A 15,944-nucleotide genomic window follows, 5' to 3' on the forward strand; every position below is an offset into this window, starting at 1 on the left:
GATACCGCCGGCCCGTCGTCTCGGATTACCGCCTCGTCATCGCCTCTGGTCGCGGTCCCGGCCGATCGTTCGAGAACCCTTCCCAAGAGGTCCTATCATGATAAATATATACCAGTTTATAGAAAGATTTTATAAACACCGCTAAGTGGAAGAAATCGATGTCACGGGACCGTGACTACGGACGGCGTGACGTGCTGCGAGCGGGTGGAATCGTACTCGGCGGGTCGCTCGTTTCCGGGTCGGCGACGGCCGCTGACGGCGACGGGTCGACGACGCTGACCCTTCTGTCCTACAATGACATCCAGACTGCCGCAGCGGAGGACAAGAACTTCCCGCGGCTGGTGACGCTCATCGAACAGCGCCGGGCGGCGGCCGACGGCCCGGTCGTCGTGGTCGGCGGCGGCGACGAGGTGGGACCGCACGCGCTCAGCCCGATCTCGCAGTGGCGCGCGCCGGTGGACGTGCTCAACGAGGTCGGACCGGACGCCGACGTGATCGGGAACCACGAGTTCGACTACGGGCTCGACCCAATCTCGGAGGTGACGGCCGATTCCGAGTTCCCGTGGCTCGCCACGAACCTCGTCGACAGCGAGACGGGCGAGGCGTTCGACGGCACGGAATCCACCAATATCGTCGAGCGCGGCGGCGTCAGCGTCGGGATCATCGGGCTCGTCGACGACGGCGCGACGTACGGGAAGACGAACATCGACTTCGAGGCGGAGGGCATCACCCTCGAAGACTACACCGAAACCGGCCCCGCGGAGGCGAAGCGACTCAAGGATGAGGAGGGCGTCGACGTCGTCGTCGCGCTCGCGCACACCGGCATCGGCGACGCCGAGGCCCTCGCCGAGGCCGACACGGACGACGACATCGACGTGGTCGTCGTCGGCGACGACGAGCAGTTCTATCCGCCCGAGGCGGTCGACGGGTCGATCGTCTCGGAGGCGCGAGCGCGCGCGCTCTACCTCAGCGAGATCGAACTGACGATCGAAGGCGGCGAGGTCACCGCGTTCGACGGGCAGCTGATCGAGGTCACCGAGGACATCGAGAAGGACCCCACCGCGTCCGACATCATCGCCGAGTACCGCGGAGAGGTGAGCCTCGACTCGCCGGTGGTGGAGACGGAGACGCCGCTCGACGCCACGTTCGGGTCGAATTACCACCGCGAGACGAACTACGGAAACGTGGTCACCGACGCGATGCGCGAGCGCGTCGACGCCGACGTCGCGATCACGAACGCCGGCGGAATCCGCTCCGACTCGGTGTACGGCCCCGGCGAGATCACCGGCGGAGACATCTTCAACACGCTTCCGTTCCCGAACACGGTTGTCTCGCTCGAGCTCACGGGCGAGGAGCTCGTCGAGACGCTGGAGAGCCAGGTCGTCACGCTGGAGAGCGAGACCGGACAGAACTTCGGCGAGGAGATCTCCCAGCAGACCAGCGGCGTGCGCTTCGAGTGGGTCCCCCACGAGGACGCCGACGAACTGGTCCGCGACGTGTACGTCGGCGGCGAGCCGCTCGACCCCGACGAGACCTACGAGGTGGCCGTCAACAGCTACATCGCGAACGGCGGGAGCGGCTACCCGCTCGACGACAAGCCCGTCGAGGACACCGGCGAACTCCAGGCGACGACGGTCGTGAACTACTTAGAGGAGAAAGATACCATCGCCCCGACCGTCGAGGGACGCATGCAGCGCGTCGACCGCGACCTCCCCGACGCCGCCGTCACCGTCGACGGGAACGGCAAGGTGGTCGCGCAGTTCGACGCGCCCGACGACGTCGAGTCGGTCGCCGAGGACACCGTCGCCGTGTGGACGACCGACGGTGAGCACCTCGACGCGGAGAAGGTCGTCTTCGACGAGGAGGACGAGACTCTCGTCGTCCGGGTCGACGACGGCGACTTGGCGGACACTATCGAGGACGCCGACGACGGCGACGAGGTCCCGCTGAACCTCTACGCCGAGTACGAGTCCAGCGAGTACGAGCAGATCTACTTCGAGCGTTCGCGGCTGAACGCCGACGTGACGGCGACCGTGCGGCGCCGCGGTCGCGGTCGCGGTCGCGCCGGTCCGCCGGGACGCTGACGCCGGCGACGCGCCCGGTTCGGCGACACTCCCGGCTCGCCGACGCCGGAGGGGTCAACGCTCGACCTCGCGATCGCTCGCCGACGCCGGCCCGCGGCCGCGAACGACCGCGACCGCCGCTCCGATCACCGCGCCGCCCGCGTTGACGGCGGCGTCGCCCCACGCGAACGAGCGCCACGGGATCGGGGCTTGGACGAGTTCGATCCCGAACCCGAACGCGACCGCGGCGGCCGCCGCGAGGAGCGGGCCAAATCGGAACTCCCGAGTCACCGGAACGAGCAGGGCGGCGAGCACGGCGTAGCCGACGAGGTGAAACGGACCCGTGAGACCGATCCCGGCGGGGAGGACGTCGAGGAGAGCGCCGAGCGCGCCGCCAAGCGCGTCGCTGTCCCCGCCGGACGACGACGGAACCGGCACCATCGATCCGACGAACACGACGACCGCGAACCCGAGGGCCCTCGTCCGGTCGCGGCCGGTCGGCTCCGGACCGCTCCCGGGCGCCCGCGGCCGCCCGTCTCGGTCGGTCACGGTCGCGCTTTGTCTCGCCGCCAATTATGGGCTGCGACTACGGGAGATTCGGCGGCTGACCCGCGATACCGACCGAAACCGGTCGTTCACACCACGCCGCTGCCGGGCGCTGTGAGCCGTTCGCACCCCGCCGCTGTCTCCGAGTATTTCCGCGTCGGACGGGCGTCCTGGTTATAAACATCGAGCGGACGACACGCCCCGTTTAGTAACCGGTACCAGTTGCGTTCAGAGGTGAACAACTAACACGCTGTGGTCCCTCTATAATGAACGAGCATTACATGACTGAAATGGGCGGCTACAGAGACCGTGTGGCACAGGTCGATCTCGGCGGTGGCGAGGTCAGCTACCGCGGGATCGACGACGACGACGCGGAGAAGTACATCGGCGCGCGCGGGCTCGGCGTCAAGTACGTCTTCGACAAGGGTCCCGACGTGGACCCGCTCGGACCGGAGAACCGACTGGCGTTCATGACGGGTCCGCTCACGGGCACCCAGACCGTGATGAGCGGTCGGATCGCCCTGGTGACGAAGTCCCCGCTGACGGGGACCGTCACCGACTCGCACCACGGCGGCTGGTCCGGCGCGCGGCTCAAGTGGGCCGGGCTCGACGGCATCCTGCTCGACGGCGCGAGCGACGAGCCGGTTTACCTGTTCGTCGAGGACGGCGACGTCGAGGTACGCGACGCCTCCCACCTCTGGGGACAGGGCGTCCACGACACCATCGACCAGCTCGGCGAGGAGGTCGACGGGAAGGTCGGCCGCGACGTCTCCGTGATGGCGATCGGCCAGGGCGGCGAGAACGAGGTGCGCTACGGCTGCGTCATCAACGAGGACGACCGCGCCTCGGGCCGCGGCGGCACCGGCGCCGTGATGGGCTCGAAGAACGTGAAGGCGGTCGTGGTGAAATCGGGCACCGACATGCCCAAGCCCGCCGACCCGGAGACGTTCCAGGAGGGCTACCAGCAGGCGATGGAGGTCATCCGCGAGTCCGACGTCACCGCGCCCAACGAGGGCGGGCTCTCGATGTACGGGACGAACGTCCTGATGAACGCGACCGAGGAGATGGACGGGCTCCCGACGAAGAACGCGAAACACACCTCGACGGAGGCGTACAGCGAGACCGACGGCGTCGACGTTCAGGCCGAGCGCGTCTCCGGCGAGAACGTCCGCGAGAACATCCTCGTCGACGAGCCGACGTGTCACTCCTGTCCGGTGGCGTGCAAGAAGGAGGTCGAGGTCGACGTGACCCACAAGGGCGAGGACCTGAACGTCCGCATGGAGTCGTACGAGTACGAGTCCGCGTGGGCGCTCGGCCCGAACTCCGGGCACGACGACCGCGACGAGATCGCGGTCATGCTCGACCGGTGTAACGACCTCGGCATCGACACCATCGAGGCCGGCAACATGATGGCGATGGCGATGGAGATGAGCGAGGAGGGCAAACTCGAGGGCGTCGGCCACCTCGACTGGGGCGACTCCGAGACGATGATCGACCTCATCGAGGAGATCGGCCACCGCTCCAGCGACCTCGGCGACCTCCTCGCGGAGGGCCCCGAGCGCGTCGCCGACGCGAAGGACGCGCACGGCAACAAGCTCTCCGTAAAGGGCCAGACGATGGCCGCCTACGACCCGCGCTGCATGAAGGGCATGGGGATCGCGTACGCGACCTCCAACCGCGGCGCCTGCCACCTGCGCGGGTACACGCCGGCCGCCGAGATCCTCGGCATCCCGGAGAAGGTCGACCCGTACGAGTGGGAGGGCAAAGGCGAGCTCACCGCCACCTTCCAGGACCTACACGCGGTGTCGGACTCGTTCGACATCTGCAAGTTCAGCGCGTTCGCGGAGGGGATCGAGGAGTACGTGCTCCAGTACAACGGCATGACCGGCCGCGACCTCTCGGAGGACGAGCTGTTCGAGGCCGGCGAGCGCGTGTACAACCTCGAGCGCTACTTCAACAACCTCGCCGGCTTCGACGGCGCGGACGACACGCTGCCGAACCGGTTCATCGAGGGGCACCCGGACGCCATCCCCGGCACGGGCGCCAGCGAGGGCGAGCTCGTCGAACTCGACCAGCTGAAGGCCGAGTACTACGAGACCCGCGACTGGGTCGACGGCGTCGTCCCCGACGAGAAGCTTGAGGCGCTCGGCATCGACATCGGGCCCGGCACCGGCGTCTCCGCCGGCGACTCCGCGGCTCCGGCCGACGACTGAGGGCCTTTCCGGCCGACGGCTCTCCGTTTATTTTTAAGTGTCTCGCGTCGGAAGCACCGGCCATGTCGCACGACCCGCTTTCGCCCTCCGAAGCCCTCCGCACGCCGGTCGGCGCCGTTCTCGCGGCCCTGAGCCTGTTCGTGTTCGTCTACTCCCTCGTGATCGTCGGTCAGATCCTGTTCGGCGTCTGGGTCGTCCTCGTGCTCTCGGTCGGTCCGTACCTCTCGTACCGCCTGCTCGCGGCGCTCGATTCGCTGGCCGACGGTGCCCAGCGGATCGCCGCCGCCCGCGAGCGCGAGGCCGAGGACCGCTCCCGGTTCGACCGCCCCGTCGACCGCGACGCTTCAGACTCGCGCGAGGCTCCCGCGGAGCGCGCGACCGAACGGGAGCGCTGACGAAGCCGCTCCGGCCGCCGGATCCGTTTAAGCCCCCTCGCAGCGACTCGGGAGTATGAACTGGCGACTCGTCGCGACCCTCGGCGTCGGCGTGACCGCGTTCCTCCTCGCGGCCGCCGGCGTCACGGGACTGCTCGCGGCCTCGATCGAGTTTTCCGCGCTCGTCGGGCTCCCGGTCGGGGTCCTCGTCGGCGCCGCGTCCGCGGCGGCGACGTGGCTCCGCCTCTGGAAGAATCCGGGCGCTCGCCCCGCGCTGCTCGGCGTCGCCGCGGCCGGCTACGCCGTCGTCGCCCTCGCGGCCGCCTCGTACGCGATTTCGTCGGTCCGCGGAGTCGTGAGCGTCGAGCGCGCGCTCGCCGTGGCCCTCCTCGTCGGCGTCGTCGCCTTCGCGCTGGCGAGGCGACGGCCGGACCGGTTCGACTGACTGGACGCCCCGAGCGCCGCGCACCTCGCACCGCTCACGCGAACACGACGAACCGGAACAGCCACAGCGTGACCATTCCGGTCGCGATGGTCGCGAACACGTTCTCCGTCCGCCACGCGACCGCGCCGGCGACGGCGCCCGCGATCAGCCGCTCGTCGAGGAGGGTCGCGGTGACTGACGGCCCGAGCGTCACCAGATCGGGGAGGACGAGCGCCGCGAGGACGGCCGGCGGGACGTACCGAAGTGGCCGCTGGAGGCGCGTCGGGACCCCGTCGATCCGGCCGAACAGGTGGATGAAGGAGAGCCGGATCCCGTAGGTGAGGACGCCGATGACGACGATGGCGACCCAGGCGCGCGGCGAGGCGACAAGCCCGGCGAGCGCGTCGGTCACGACGCCGTCACCCCCGCGTCGGGGACGGCCGCCGGGGGCGGACCGTCCGTCACGACGCCGTCACCTCCGTCACCAGGCCGGCCGCGATCCCGCACAGCGCGCCGACGAGCAGTCCGAGGTTGAGCGGGAGCCCGGCGGCGACGACGGCGACCGCGCCGCCCGCGCCGCCCGCGACGGTGGTGGGCCGGTCCTTCATCGCGGGGACGAGGAGCGCGAGGAACACGAGCGGCACCGCGAAGGTGAGCCCCCACGCGTCGGGGACGCCGGCGCCGAGAACGACGCCCGCGACCGTCCCGACCTGCCAGACGATCCACAGCGACGCGGCCGCGCCGAGGTAGTAGCGCCACCGGCTGCGGTCCGGGTTCTCGTCGAACTCGGCGACGGAGAGCGCGTACGCCTGGTCGGTGAGCAGGTACGCGAGCCCCGCGCGGAGTCGGCGCCCGTACTCCGCGAAGTGCGGCGCGATGGAGGCCGAGTACATCAGCATTCGGAGGTTGATCACGACGGCCGTGCCGACGACGACCGCGAGGGGCGCGTTCTCGCCGAGCAGCTCCAGCGCGGCGAGCTGGGAGGCGCCCGCGAACACGATCACTGACATCCCGACCGCCTCGGCCAGCCCGAGCCCGGCGTCGACCGTCGCGATACCGGCGACGAGCGCGAACGGAGCGACGCCGAGTAGTAGCGGCGACACGTCGCGCACGCCGGCCAGCAGGTCCTCGTCGAGGGCGGGGCCGCGCACGGTTACTGCTCCGTCGGATACGGCGGCTCGTCGTACTTCGCCGCGAGGTGGTCGGCGTGCTCCAGCTTCGCGTTCGCCTTCCGGAAGGTGCCGAGCAGCGAGTGGACCTCGCGTTCCGTCGGGTGCGCGCGGCCGAGCAGCCGACGCATCAGCAGCGCGTTCTTCTCGCGGACGTGGTCGCGCTGGCCCGTCGCCGCGAGGAACTCGTCGAAGAACTCGTGGAAGCGCTCGACGTCGGCCTCCGGGGCGCGAGTCACCTCGGTGTCGGGCAGCTGCGTCTCGTCGACGGTGAGGTCGCGGAGCTCGTAGAGGAGCACGGTCGCGGCCTGCCCGAGGTTCAGGACGGGGTAGTCGTCGTCGGCCGGGATCGAACACACCTCGTCGAGCCGCGAGAGCTCCTCGTTGTTGAGCCCGCGTCCCTCACGGCCGAAGACGATGGCGGTGGGCGCGTCCACCGTCTTCAGCGACTCGCGGAGTTCGGCGGGCGTCTTGAACGGAAAGCGCTCGTGGCTGCGGTCGTCCTCGCCGGTGATCGCGGTGGTGCCGACCGTGTGGTAGTTCGCGACGACCTCGTCGAAGGTGACCTCCTCGGCGTTCGGGAGCACGTCTTCGCGGGCGTGACCGGCGAAGCCGTACGCCTCGCCGTCCTCCTCCAGTTCGGGGGGATCCACGAGCTTGAGGTCGGAGAGCCCGAAGTTCTTCATCGCTCGCGCGATGGTGCCGACGTTGCCCGGCGTCTCGGGCTCGACGACGACGACCACGGGCTTTTGCCGCCCGCTCGCGGCGTCCTCGGTCCGACCCTCGGCCGCGTCGGTCTCCGCCGTGCCGTCCGCTTCGCCGCCGCTCATCGGTCCGACGGGTAGTCGGCCGAGAGGTCGAGGTCGGAGTCCGCGAGCTCCGCTTCGGTGATCTCCTCGCCGTCGCGCTCCTCCTGGCCGGCGAGTTCGAGGATGTCGATCCGCTCGCCCTCGAAGTCGGCTTCGAGCCGCTCTTGGACCTCCTGCTGGTCGGGGAGGTCCGGGAGCCCGGCCGGGTCCTCCTCGACGTGCTCGACGGAGGCGTACCCCTCGGGGGCCTCGTTGCCGGCGGCGACCCACTCGTGGAAGCGGTCGGCGAACTCGACCGACCCCTTGTACTCGCTGCCGCCTTCCTCGCGGAACCAGTAGAGCAGATCCGGCTCGTGTTCGGGACAGAGGAGCACCTCGCCCTCCGGCTCACCGTACACGATCTCCGCCTGGTTACAGCGGTTGATCTCCTCCTCGCCGTAGTCGAGGTAACAGACGTCGCAGGGCTCCTCGACGAGGCTGACGAGCCGCACGAGTCGCTCCCGGGGATCCTCCGGAATCTCGTCGAGGGGCTTCAGTTCCTCGTCGTCGGTGAATATCTCGTCCTCCTCGAAGCGCCATCCGCGGAGGCCGATGCTCACTTTCGCCATGTCGTAGGCTACGCTCCGGCGGCGATAAAAGCGCGTCCTTCCCGGCACGAGGACGGCCGCGACGTCACGCGAGGAGCCGGTCCTTTAACTCCACGAACCGCCTCGGTGCGAGCATGAGACGCCGTCGGCTGCTCGGACTGGCTGCCGTCGCGACCGCGGGTGCCGCGGCGGGCTGCCTCGGGGGCGGCGACACGGGCGACGGGACCGGCGGCGCCGACATCGAGTGGCCGTCTGGGACGTACGCCGACTACGAGACGACGACCGTGACCGTCGAGAGTCCCGAGGGCGAGGAGCGGGGCTCGGTGACCGCGGCGATCGCGGACGACGGCGACGAGCGTCTCCTCGGGCTCAGCGACGCCGAGGCGCTGCCCGAGGACGGCGGGATGCTGTTCGTCTACGACGCGCCCCGAGGGAGCCTGACGTACGTGATGCGTCGGATGAGCTTCGGCATCGACATCGTCTTCGTCGACGGCGACCGGGAGATCGTCCGGATCCACAACGCGCCCGAACCGGGACCGAACGAGGACGGCGAGGAGCAACAGTATGACGGATCCGGCCAGTACGTGCTCGAGGTCCCCTACGAGTGGACCGACCGCCACGGCGTCGAAGTCGGCGACTCGCTCCGGTTCGATTTATAAATGAACTCCCCGGTGTGTGGATCGACGGCGAACGCAGTCACACCTCCGGCCGCTTGTTTATAAATAGCTGGTAACGGATCGACGGCGAGCACCGCCAAAGCCCAGCCGCTTGTATATAAATGGCTGGTGACGGATCGACGGCGAATACCTTCAAAGCCCCAGCCGCGAGGACGGCGCACACTCGTTGCGCTCCTCGTCACTCGCTGCGCTCGTTCCTGCGGTGCTTACGTCGTCTGCGCCGTCCTCGCGGCTGCCCCTTTGNGGCGCACACTCGTTGCGCTCCTCGTCACTCGCTGCGCTCGTTCCTGCGGTGCTTACGTCGTCTGCGCCGTCCTCGCGGCTGCCCCTTTGAGTCCCGCCCGACCGCACAGCAACCGCACCTCACACCTCCCCAGCCTCGTCGGACGCGTCCTTCGGGCTCTCTTCGGTCGCCCTCGGAGCGCCCGACTCCCTCGCGCGTGCGACTCGCGCCCTGTCGGGCGCTCATCGGCACGCGCCACCGCACCGCCGATCATTTATAAATAGATATGCGACTCGTTCCCCGGCGAGCGCGTCGGGTACTCGCCCCGTTTATGTCGCTCGCGCCCGTGGTAATCGTATGCGAAACGTGGACGCTGCGGGGCTGGGAATCGGCGACGATCACCCGCCCCGGATTATGGGCGTGCTCAACGTCTCCGAGGAGTCGCCGTACGACCCCAGCGTGTACGACGACCCCGGCGAGGCCGCCGCGTACGTCGACGAGGAACTGATCGGCGAGGGCGCCGACATCGTCGACGTTGGCCTCGAATCGGCCAACAAGGACCTCGACGTGCTCTCCGCCGAACAGGAGCTCGATCGGCTCGACACCGCGATCGAGACCCTCGAATCCACCTCGGGCGACGCCGTCTGGTCGATCGAGACGCGCTACCACGAGGTCGCCGACGAGGCGCTCTCGCGCGGCTTCGACATGGTCAACGACATCTGCGGGTTCGCGGACCCGGAGATGCCCCGCGTCTGCCGCGAGCACGACGTCGCCGTCTCGAAGATGGCCTCGCCGCCCGACTTGGAGCGGCCGGGAGCGATCGAGGACGTGGACGACATCTACGAGGCGCTCTCGATGAACGGCTTCACCGACAAGACCATCCTCGACCCCGCGTTCGGCGGCTGGTCCGCGGCGAAGACCCACGACGACGACCGGGAGACGTTTCACCGCCTGCGCGAGTTCCGCGGCTACGGCCGCCCGCTACTCGTCTCGATCAACCGCAAGAGCTTCCTCAAGACCATCGCCGGTCGCAGCACCGAGGAGGCGCTCCCGGTCTCGCTCGCCGCCACGTCGATGGCGGTCGAGCGCGGCGCCCACGTGATCCGTACCCACGACGTGGCGGAGACGCGCGACGCCGCGCTCGTCGGCGCCGAGTTCGCCCGCGACCGCCACTCCGGCGGGGACTCGGGCGCCGTCGCCGTCGAGGAGCTCGACGTGACGACGGTCCGCGAGGCCGAACGGCACCTCGACCGGATCGGCGCGGCGGAAGCGACGCAGGGCGACCGCGACGCGGCCGGCAACGCGGTCGTCCGCACCTACGAGCTCTCCGGCCTCGGCGACGCGGCGGTCGGCGCCCTGCGCGCCGCGACGGTCGGCGGCGACGCGAGCGGCGCCGCGTTCGCGCTGGGCGATCCCAACCGCGCTGCGTCGCCGTCGCCCCCGTCGGCGACCGACGGCGGCACCGGAGGGGAGGAACCCGGCGGAGACCGCCGCGGACTCCTGATCGGGACGCCCGCCGCGATCGAGTCGGTCCGAGAGGCCGTATCTGACGTTTCCGACCCGCTCGACGCCGCGCTCGCGGGTATCGACCACCACGTGAGTTAAGAGAAAGTTTATGCCCTCGTGTAGACAACCGATCGACCGGACGCCGGAGGGGCACGCGGGTAGGGGTACTCTGTGCCACTCCGGTCCATACCATAATTCGCCCGGCGAGCGGCGGCGCTGTTCTGCGCCCGGCGCGACGGGTTCCCGGAGCGTGGTCCGCCCGTGAACTTCGACACCTTCGAGCCCGTCTACGAGGCGATCCTCGCCGACTTCGGGTTCGACCGCGCGGCCGACGAGCGCGCCCGCGACGTCGCCGCCGACCTCGCGACGCCGTTCCCGCTCGACCGCCTCGGCGACTGGTCGGGCGCGACGGTCGCCGTCGCGGGCGCGGCGCCCTGTCTCGCCGACGAGGTCTCGCTCGCCCGCGACGCCGACGTCGTCGTCGCGGCCTCGACCGCCGCCGACGTCCTCGCCGACCGCGGCGTCGCCGTCGACTGTATGGTGACCGACCTCGACAAGAACCCGGAGACAGCAGCGGAGCTGACTCGCGAGGGCGTGCCCGTCGTCGCCCACGCCCACGGCGACAACATTCCGGCGGTCCGCGACTGGCTCCCCCGGTTCGCCGACGAGTGGACGCTGGCGACGACGCAGGCGGCTCCCGTCGGCCCGGTCCGGAACACCGGCGGGTTCACCGACGGTGACCGCGCCGCGTTCCTCGCCGACCACGTCGGGGCCGGCGAACTAATCTTCCCCGGGTGGAACTTCGACGACCCCGATGTCGACCCGATGAAGGCCCGAAAGCTCGACTGGGCCGGCCGCCTGCTGCGCTGGCTCGAACGCCGCCGCGGCGAGGCGTTCGCGGTCCTCGACGGTCGGCGCGAGGCGGTCGACGCCGCGCTTCGAGAAGCCCTCGGTGACCGGTTCGACGACTAAGTCGACTCCCGCTCGACCCGGGGTTCCGGGAACAGCTCCGCCTCGTCGCGCTCGCCGATCCACTCCGCCAGCTGGACGAGCTGGTCCGCGGCGGCCTCGAACAGCCGCTCGCTCTTCTCCGGAGTCACGTCGGTCGGGTCGCCGAACGCGCCGTTCGCGGAGTTCTCGACCGCGTCGTAGAACGTCCGCGCGCCGTGGACCATCGTGTCGGCGCTCTCGAGGTCGACGAGGCCGCCGTCGCGGGCGTCTTCGAGCCGGTCCTCGCGGACGAGGTCGGGCGCGAGGTGGGTGACCATCGCGGTCTCCTTCGGCCCGGCGTGGGGGCCGTTGCGCTCGAAGAGGTCGTCGACCAGCTCCGGGATCGACTCGTCCCACATCCACTCGACGGCGTAGGCGATCTCGTCCTCGTGGAGGCGGCGGCCGACCTCCCGGAGGTGCTGGACGTTGCCGCCGTGGGCGTTGACGAACACCACGCGGTCGATGCCGTGGTACGCGAGGTTCCGCGAGAACGACTCCACGTAGTCGCGGAACTCGGGCGGGTCGACCCACATCGTCCCCGGGAACTGCCGGTGGTGCGGGCTGACGCCGACGTTGATCGTCGGCGTTCGGAACGCGTCCGACCGCTCGGCGGCCGCCGTCGCGAGCCCCTCGGCGATCAGGTGATCGGTCGCGAGCGGGAGGTGCGGGCCGTGCTGTTCGGTCGAGCCGAGCGGGACGAGCGCGACGGAACCGGGGGACAGCGCGTCGCCCAACTCCGGCCAGGTGTGGTCCGCGAAGTACATACCTCCGCCTCGCGCGCGACACGTATCAACCCCGTCGTCTCGGTCGGGCTCGCCGGGATCGGGTGGGCGGGCGCCGCCGGGATCGAGCGCGCCGCGCCTCGTCGCCGCGCCGGCCCTGCGCCCCGTGTCGACACCCTTTTTGTGTCGTCCGGCCGAACCGAGGACCATGTTCGGAGGCGGCGGCATGAACCCGCGGAAGATGAAACAGATGATGAAACAGATGGGGATCGACGTCGAGGAGCTCGACGCCGAGCGGGTCGTCATCGAGACGGCCGACGGCGACGACCTCGTCTTCGACGGCGCCCAGGTGACCAAGATGGACGCCCAGGGCCAGGAGACCTACCAGATCGTCGGCTCTCCCGACGAGGTGGCCGACGCGGGCGCCGGCGGCGCTGCCGCGGTCGAGGGCGGCGACGCGGACGACCCCGCGCTCGACGACGCGAGCGACGACGGCGACGACGGCATCCCGGAGGAGGACGTGAAACTGGTCGCCCAGCAGGCGGGCGTCTCGAAGGAGGCCGCCCGCGAGGCGCTGGAGGCGGCCAACGGCGAGCCCGCGCGAGCGATCTCGGACCTGCAGTGACGGACGCCGCGTACCTGCTCGTCCACGAGGACCGCGAGTACCTGCTGGAGCCCGGCGAGGAGTTCGGCACCGACCTCGGCGTGATCGAGGTCCCCGAGGATGTCGCGGCCGGCGACGAGGTCGAGACCCACCTCGGCACCGTCTTCGAGGTCCGCGCGCTCCGCGGCCCCGACCTGTTCAACCACCTCGAACGCACCGGCGCGCCGATGATGCCGCGCGACGTGGGGCTCGTGATGGGTCACACCGGCGCGTCCGGCGGCGACCGCGTCCTCGACGCCGGCACCGGCACGGGCATCCTCGCCGCGTACCTCGGCCGGGCCGGCGCCGACGTGACCACCTACGAGGTCGACGCCGAGTTCGCCGAGGTCGCCCGCGACAACATGCGGACCGCGGGCGTCGCCGACCGCGTCGAGGTCCGGACCGGCGACCTCACCGAGGAGCTCGACGCGCTCGCGGAGGGCGAGCCGTTCGACGCCCTGACGCTCGACACCGGCGACGCGCCGGCCGTGGTCGAGCGCGCGGACGACCTGCTCGCGCCCGGCGGCCGCCTCGCCGTCTACTCCCCGTTCGTCGAGGGGACCCGCGAGGCCGCCCTCGCGGCCCGCGACGCCGGATTCGACGAGGTCGAGACGCTGGAGACGATCCAGCGCGAGATGGACTTCTCCGACCGCGGCTCGCGCCCCTCCACCGCCGGCGTGGGCCACACGGGGTACCTCGTGTTCGCGCGGGCGCCCTGAGTTCGGCGCCGCTACCGATTTTCCCGAAACGGCTGCCGAGACCGGCGCAACGCTCTTTCGGATCGCGGCAGTCACCGATCGGTGTGACCGCGGACGACGTCGGTATCGGGACCGACGCCGACGGCGCGAGCGACGGCTTCGGCGAGGCCTCCGAGGTCGCGGACGTCCTCCCGCGTCCCGCCGACGCGCTCGCCGATGCGGTCGAGACAGCGCTGGCGGGGCGGTCGGCCGTCGTCGCGGTCGGCGTGCCGATCCGGCTGCTCCCCGCGGTGCTCGCCGCTCGCGAGCGCTCCTCGGGCCCGCCGTGGCGGATCGCGTGCCGCCCCGGCGTCGTCGACGCGCTCTCACGGGCGCTCGTCCTCGGCACCGCGGTCGCCGAGGCGGTCGAGAACGGCGAAATCCGGATCCGGACCGGCGAGCCGCTCGGGCACGGGACGGGCGGGACGCTGTTCGCGAGCCCCGAGCGCGTCGACGCCGTCGTCGGCCCCTGCGGGGACCGGACGCTCGCGACGACGGCGACGGATACCGATCCGGAGGCGACCGACACGGATGCGGAGGCGGTCGACGGCGCCCGCGCGACCGCCGAGTCGCGGTTCGACGCGGCGTCGGCGGCGCCCGTCGAGATGCCCTCGAGGACTCGGCTGCTCGCCGACGCGCGCGAGGTCCTCGACGACCGGTTCGCGGACGACCTGGCGGCCCTGCTGGCGTCGCTCGACCCCGGCGAGTTCGGCCGCACGACGGAGGTGTCGGACCGGACGCTCCTCGTCGCGCTCGCGGCGCGACACGACCACCTCTTCCGGGATCTGCGGACGTGGGTCGGGACCGACGGCGTCGGGATCGCCCCGGCACAGGAGTTCACCGGCGACCGGCAGGCCCTCGTCGGTCGGGAGCTGATCGAGTCGATCAAGGTGCCGATGGGGCCGGGGCGGCCGATGCTCCGCCTCCGCGCGGTCGACGACGCGCTGTTGCGCGCCCGCGCCGAGGAGGTGCCGAGCGTCCTCCGTGGGCGGTTCGCGCTGCCGACCGACGCCGACGGGCGGATCCGAGACGACGCGAGCCGCGAGGGGCGGCGGCCGGTCTGGGAGCGGCGTCGGTGGTGACAAGAACTAACTCGCGGCGGCGCTCCCTCACAGGTATGACGACGTTCTCCGACAGGGTCGAGCGGATCTCGATAAGCGGGATCCGCGAGGTGTTCGAGGCGGCCGGCGACGACGCGATCAACCTCGGGCTCGGCCAGCCCGACTTCCCGACGCCGGACCACGCCCGGCGGGCCGCGGTCGACGCCATCGAGTCCGGGAAGGCCGACGCCTACACCGAGAACAAGGGAACCCGGTCGCTTCGGGAGGCCATCGCTGAGAAGCATCGCGCCGACCAGGGGATCGACCTCGACCCCGGGAACGTCATCGCGACCGCGGGCGGCAGCGAGGCGCTTCACGTCGCCCTCGAGGCCCACGTCGACGCCGGCGACGAGGTGCTGATTCCCGACCCCGGGTTCGTCTCCTACGACGCCCTGACGAAGCTGACCGGCGGCGAGCCGGTCCCCGTGCCGTTGCGCGACGACCTCACCATCGACCCGGCCGCGGTCGAGGACGCCATCACCGAGGACACGGCGGCGTTCGTCGTGAACTCGCCGGGCAACCCCACGGGCGCGGTCTCCTCCGAGGCGGACGTGCGCGAGTTGGCGCGCATCGCCGACGAGCACGACGTACTCTGTATCTCGGACGAGGTGTACGAGTACACGGTGTTCGACGGCGAGCACCGCTCGCCGATCGAGTTCGCCGAGACGGACAACGTCGTCGTCGTCAACTCCGCCTCGAAGCTGTTCTCGATGACCGGCTGGCGGCTCGGCTGGGTGTACGGCGCCGAGGAGCGCGTCGAGCGCATGCTGCGCGTCCACCAGTACGCGCAGGCGTGCGCCTCGGCGCCGGCGCAGTACGCCGCCGAGGCCGCGCTGCGCGGCGACCGCGACGTCGTCGACGAGATGACCGCCTCCTTCGAGCGCCGCCGCGACATCCTGCTGGACGGCTTCGACGACATCGGCATCGACTGCCCGACGCCGCAGGGAGCGTTCTACGCGATGCCGCGCGTCCCGGAGGGGTTCGTCGACGAGTGTCTCGACCGCGGCGTCGTCGTCGTCCCCGGCGAGGCGTTCGGCGAGGGCGGCGCCGGCCACGCGCGGATCTCGTACGCGACCGACGAGGACGAGCTCCGCGAGGCGCTCGACGTGATGGGCGAAGCGTACGAGGCGGTCCGCTGACGCGGGCTCGAAACGCCTGGTG

The 15,944-nt window shown here is 70.8% G+C and carries 17 protein-coding genes; 11 read left to right on the top strand and 6 right to left on the bottom strand.

The window, feature by feature from the left end:
- Window positions 1-191: 191 nt before the first annotated feature.
- Window positions 192-2,084, top strand: coding sequence for a bifunctional metallophosphatase/5'-nucleotidase (locus C470_RS00885; RefSeq protein WP_008364565.1), 1,893 nt, complete (start codon window positions 192-194; stop codon window positions 2,082-2,084).
- Window positions 2,085-2,138: 54 nt separating this feature from the next.
- Here C470_RS00885 and C470_RS00890 read toward each other — a convergent pair whose 3' ends face one another.
- Window positions 2,139-2,612, bottom strand: coding sequence for a hypothetical protein (locus C470_RS00890; protein WP_008364566.1), 474 nt, complete (start codon window positions 2,610-2,612; stop codon window positions 2,139-2,141).
- Between the two features lie 278 nt (window positions 2,613-2,890).
- Between C470_RS00890 and C470_RS00895 the strand changes: the two genes are divergently transcribed.
- The 3 genes from C470_RS00895 to C470_RS00905 all read left to right on the top strand — a co-directional run bounded on the left by C470_RS00895 (window position 2,891) and on the right by C470_RS00905 (window position 5,641).
- Entirely contained in the window at window positions 2,891-4,822 is a 1,932-nt protein-coding gene (locus tag C470_RS00895; RefSeq protein WP_004595595.1) for an aldehyde ferredoxin oxidoreductase family protein, read from the top strand.
- A 62-nt stretch (window positions 4,823-4,884) separates the two neighbouring features.
- Complete coding sequence (locus tag C470_RS00900) at window positions 4,885-5,217, top strand: hypothetical protein (RefSeq protein WP_007993003.1); 333 nt, start codon at window positions 4,885-4,887, stop codon at window positions 5,215-5,217.
- Window positions 5,218-5,272: 55 nt separating this feature from the next.
- Window positions 5,273-5,641, top strand: a complete 369-nt coding sequence (locus C470_RS00905) for a hypothetical protein (protein ID WP_008364567.1) — start codon at window positions 5,273-5,275, stop codon at window positions 5,639-5,641.
- A 34-nt stretch (window positions 5,642-5,675) separates the two neighbouring features.
- Here C470_RS00905 and C470_RS00910 read toward each other — a convergent pair whose 3' ends face one another.
- The 4 genes from C470_RS00910 to C470_RS00925 are packed head-to-tail and all read right to left on the bottom strand — an operon-like array spanning window position 5,676 to window position 8,206.
- On the bottom strand, window positions 5,676-6,032 hold the full coding sequence (locus C470_RS00910) for an AzlD domain-containing protein (protein ID WP_007344694.1): 357 nt from the start codon (window positions 6,030-6,032) through the stop codon (window positions 5,676-5,678).
- 49 nt (window positions 6,033-6,081) lie between these two features.
- Window positions 6,082-6,771, bottom strand: coding sequence for an AzlC family ABC transporter permease (locus C470_RS00915; protein WP_008364568.1), 690 nt, complete (start codon window positions 6,769-6,771; stop codon window positions 6,082-6,084).
- 2 nt (window positions 6,772-6,773) lie between these two features.
- Window positions 6,774-7,619, bottom strand: coding sequence for an RNA methyltransferase (locus C470_RS00920; protein WP_008364569.1), 846 nt, complete (start codon window positions 7,617-7,619; stop codon window positions 6,774-6,776).
- A complete protein-coding gene (locus C470_RS00925) occupies window positions 7,616-8,206 on the bottom strand; it encodes a hypothetical protein (RefSeq protein ID WP_008364570.1) in 591 nt (196 codons plus the stop codon). The genes C470_RS00920 and C470_RS00925 overlap by 4 nt, the downstream gene beginning before the upstream one ends.
- 113 nt (window positions 8,207-8,319) lie before the next feature.
- On the opposite strand from C470_RS00925, the gene C470_RS00930 reads away from it, so the two are divergent.
- From C470_RS00930 to C470_RS00940, 3 genes are all read left to right on the top strand, one after another.
- Window positions 8,320-8,844, top strand: a complete 525-nt coding sequence (locus C470_RS00930) for a DUF192 domain-containing protein (protein WP_008364571.1) — start codon at window positions 8,320-8,322, stop codon at window positions 8,842-8,844.
- 598 nt (window positions 8,845-9,442) lie between these two features.
- Complete coding sequence (gene folP, locus C470_RS00935; protein WP_193365825.1) at window positions 9,443-10,690, top strand: dihydropteroate synthase; 1,248 nt, start codon at window positions 9,443-9,445, stop codon at window positions 10,688-10,690.
- A 162-nt stretch (window positions 10,691-10,852) separates the two neighbouring features.
- A complete protein-coding gene (locus tag C470_RS00940; protein WP_008364573.1) occupies window positions 10,853-11,563 on the top strand; it encodes a 6-hydroxymethylpterin diphosphokinase MptE-like protein in 711 nt (236 codons plus the stop codon).
- Here C470_RS00940 and C470_RS00945 read toward each other — a convergent pair.
- On the bottom strand, window positions 11,560-12,345 hold the full coding sequence (locus C470_RS00945) for a creatininase family protein (RefSeq protein ID WP_008364574.1): 786 nt from the start codon (window positions 12,343-12,345) through the stop codon (window positions 11,560-11,562). The genes C470_RS00940 and C470_RS00945 overlap by 4 nt on opposite strands.
- Before the next feature lie 166 nt (window positions 12,346-12,511).
- Here C470_RS00945 and C470_RS00950 point away from each other — a divergent pair, with 166 nt between their 5' ends.
- From C470_RS00950 to C470_RS00965, 4 genes are all read left to right on the top strand, one after another.
- On the top strand, window positions 12,512-12,928 hold the full coding sequence (locus C470_RS00950) for a nascent polypeptide-associated complex protein (protein WP_004595606.1): 417 nt from the start codon (window positions 12,512-12,514) through the stop codon (window positions 12,926-12,928).
- A complete protein-coding gene (locus tag C470_RS00955; protein ID WP_004595607.1) occupies window positions 12,925-13,665 on the top strand; it encodes a tRNA (adenine-N1)-methyltransferase in 741 nt (246 codons plus the stop codon). Before C470_RS00950 ends, C470_RS00955 begins: the two co-directional genes overlap by 4 nt.
- Before the next feature lie 83 nt (window positions 13,666-13,748).
- A complete protein-coding gene (locus C470_RS00960) occupies window positions 13,749-14,765 on the top strand; it encodes a transcriptional regulator TbsP domain-containing protein (protein ID WP_004595608.1) in 1,017 nt (338 codons plus the stop codon).
- Between the two features lie 35 nt (window positions 14,766-14,800).
- A complete protein-coding gene (locus C470_RS00965; RefSeq protein ID WP_008364575.1) occupies window positions 14,801-15,922 on the top strand; it encodes a pyridoxal phosphate-dependent aminotransferase in 1,122 nt (373 codons plus the stop codon).
- Window positions 15,923-15,944 lie beyond the last annotated feature (22 nt).

The organism is Halorubrum distributum JCM 13561 (assembly GCF_000337395.1).
GTDB lineage: Archaea > Halobacteriota > Halobacteria > Halobacteriales > Haloferacaceae > Halorubrum > Halorubrum distributum.

What these genes read in the sequence shown, in the direction of transcription:
- C470_RS00895 (WP_004595595.1), top strand. Translation starts at nt 2,891, where the DNA reads ATGACTGAAATGGGCGGCTACAGAGACCGTGTGGCACAGGTCGATCTC.
- C470_RS00900 (WP_007993003.1), top strand. Translation starts at nt 4,885, where the DNA reads ATGTCGCACGACCCGCTTTCGCCCTCCGAAGCCCTCCGCACGCCGGTC.
- C470_RS00905 (WP_008364567.1), top strand. Translation starts at nt 5,273, where the DNA reads ATGAACTGGCGACTCGTCGCGACCCTCGGCGTCGGCGTGACCGCGTTC.
- C470_RS00920 (WP_008364569.1), bottom strand. Translation starts at nt 7,619, where the DNA reads ATGAGCGGCGGCGAAGCGGACGGCACGGCGGAGACCGACGCGGCCGAG.
- C470_RS00925 (WP_008364570.1), bottom strand. Translation starts at nt 8,206, where the DNA reads ATGGCGAAAGTGAGCATCGGCCTCCGCGGATGGCGCTTCGAGGAGGAC.
- C470_RS00930 (WP_008364571.1), top strand. Translation starts at nt 8,320, where the DNA reads ATGAGACGCCGTCGGCTGCTCGGACTGGCTGCCGTCGCGACCGCGGGT.
- folP (WP_193365825.1), top strand. Translation starts at nt 9,443, where the DNA reads ATGCGAAACGTGGACGCTGCGGGGCTGGGAATCGGCGACGATCACCCG.
- C470_RS00945 (WP_008364574.1), bottom strand. Translation starts at nt 12,345, where the DNA reads ATGTACTTCGCGGACCACACCTGGCCGGAGTTGGGCGACGCGCTGTCC.
- C470_RS00950 (WP_004595606.1), top strand. Translation starts at nt 12,512, where the DNA reads ATGTTCGGAGGCGGCGGCATGAACCCGCGGAAGATGAAACAGATGATG.
- C470_RS00965 (WP_008364575.1), top strand. Translation starts at nt 14,801, where the DNA reads ATGACGACGTTCTCCGACAGGGTCGAGCGGATCTCGATAAGCGGGATC.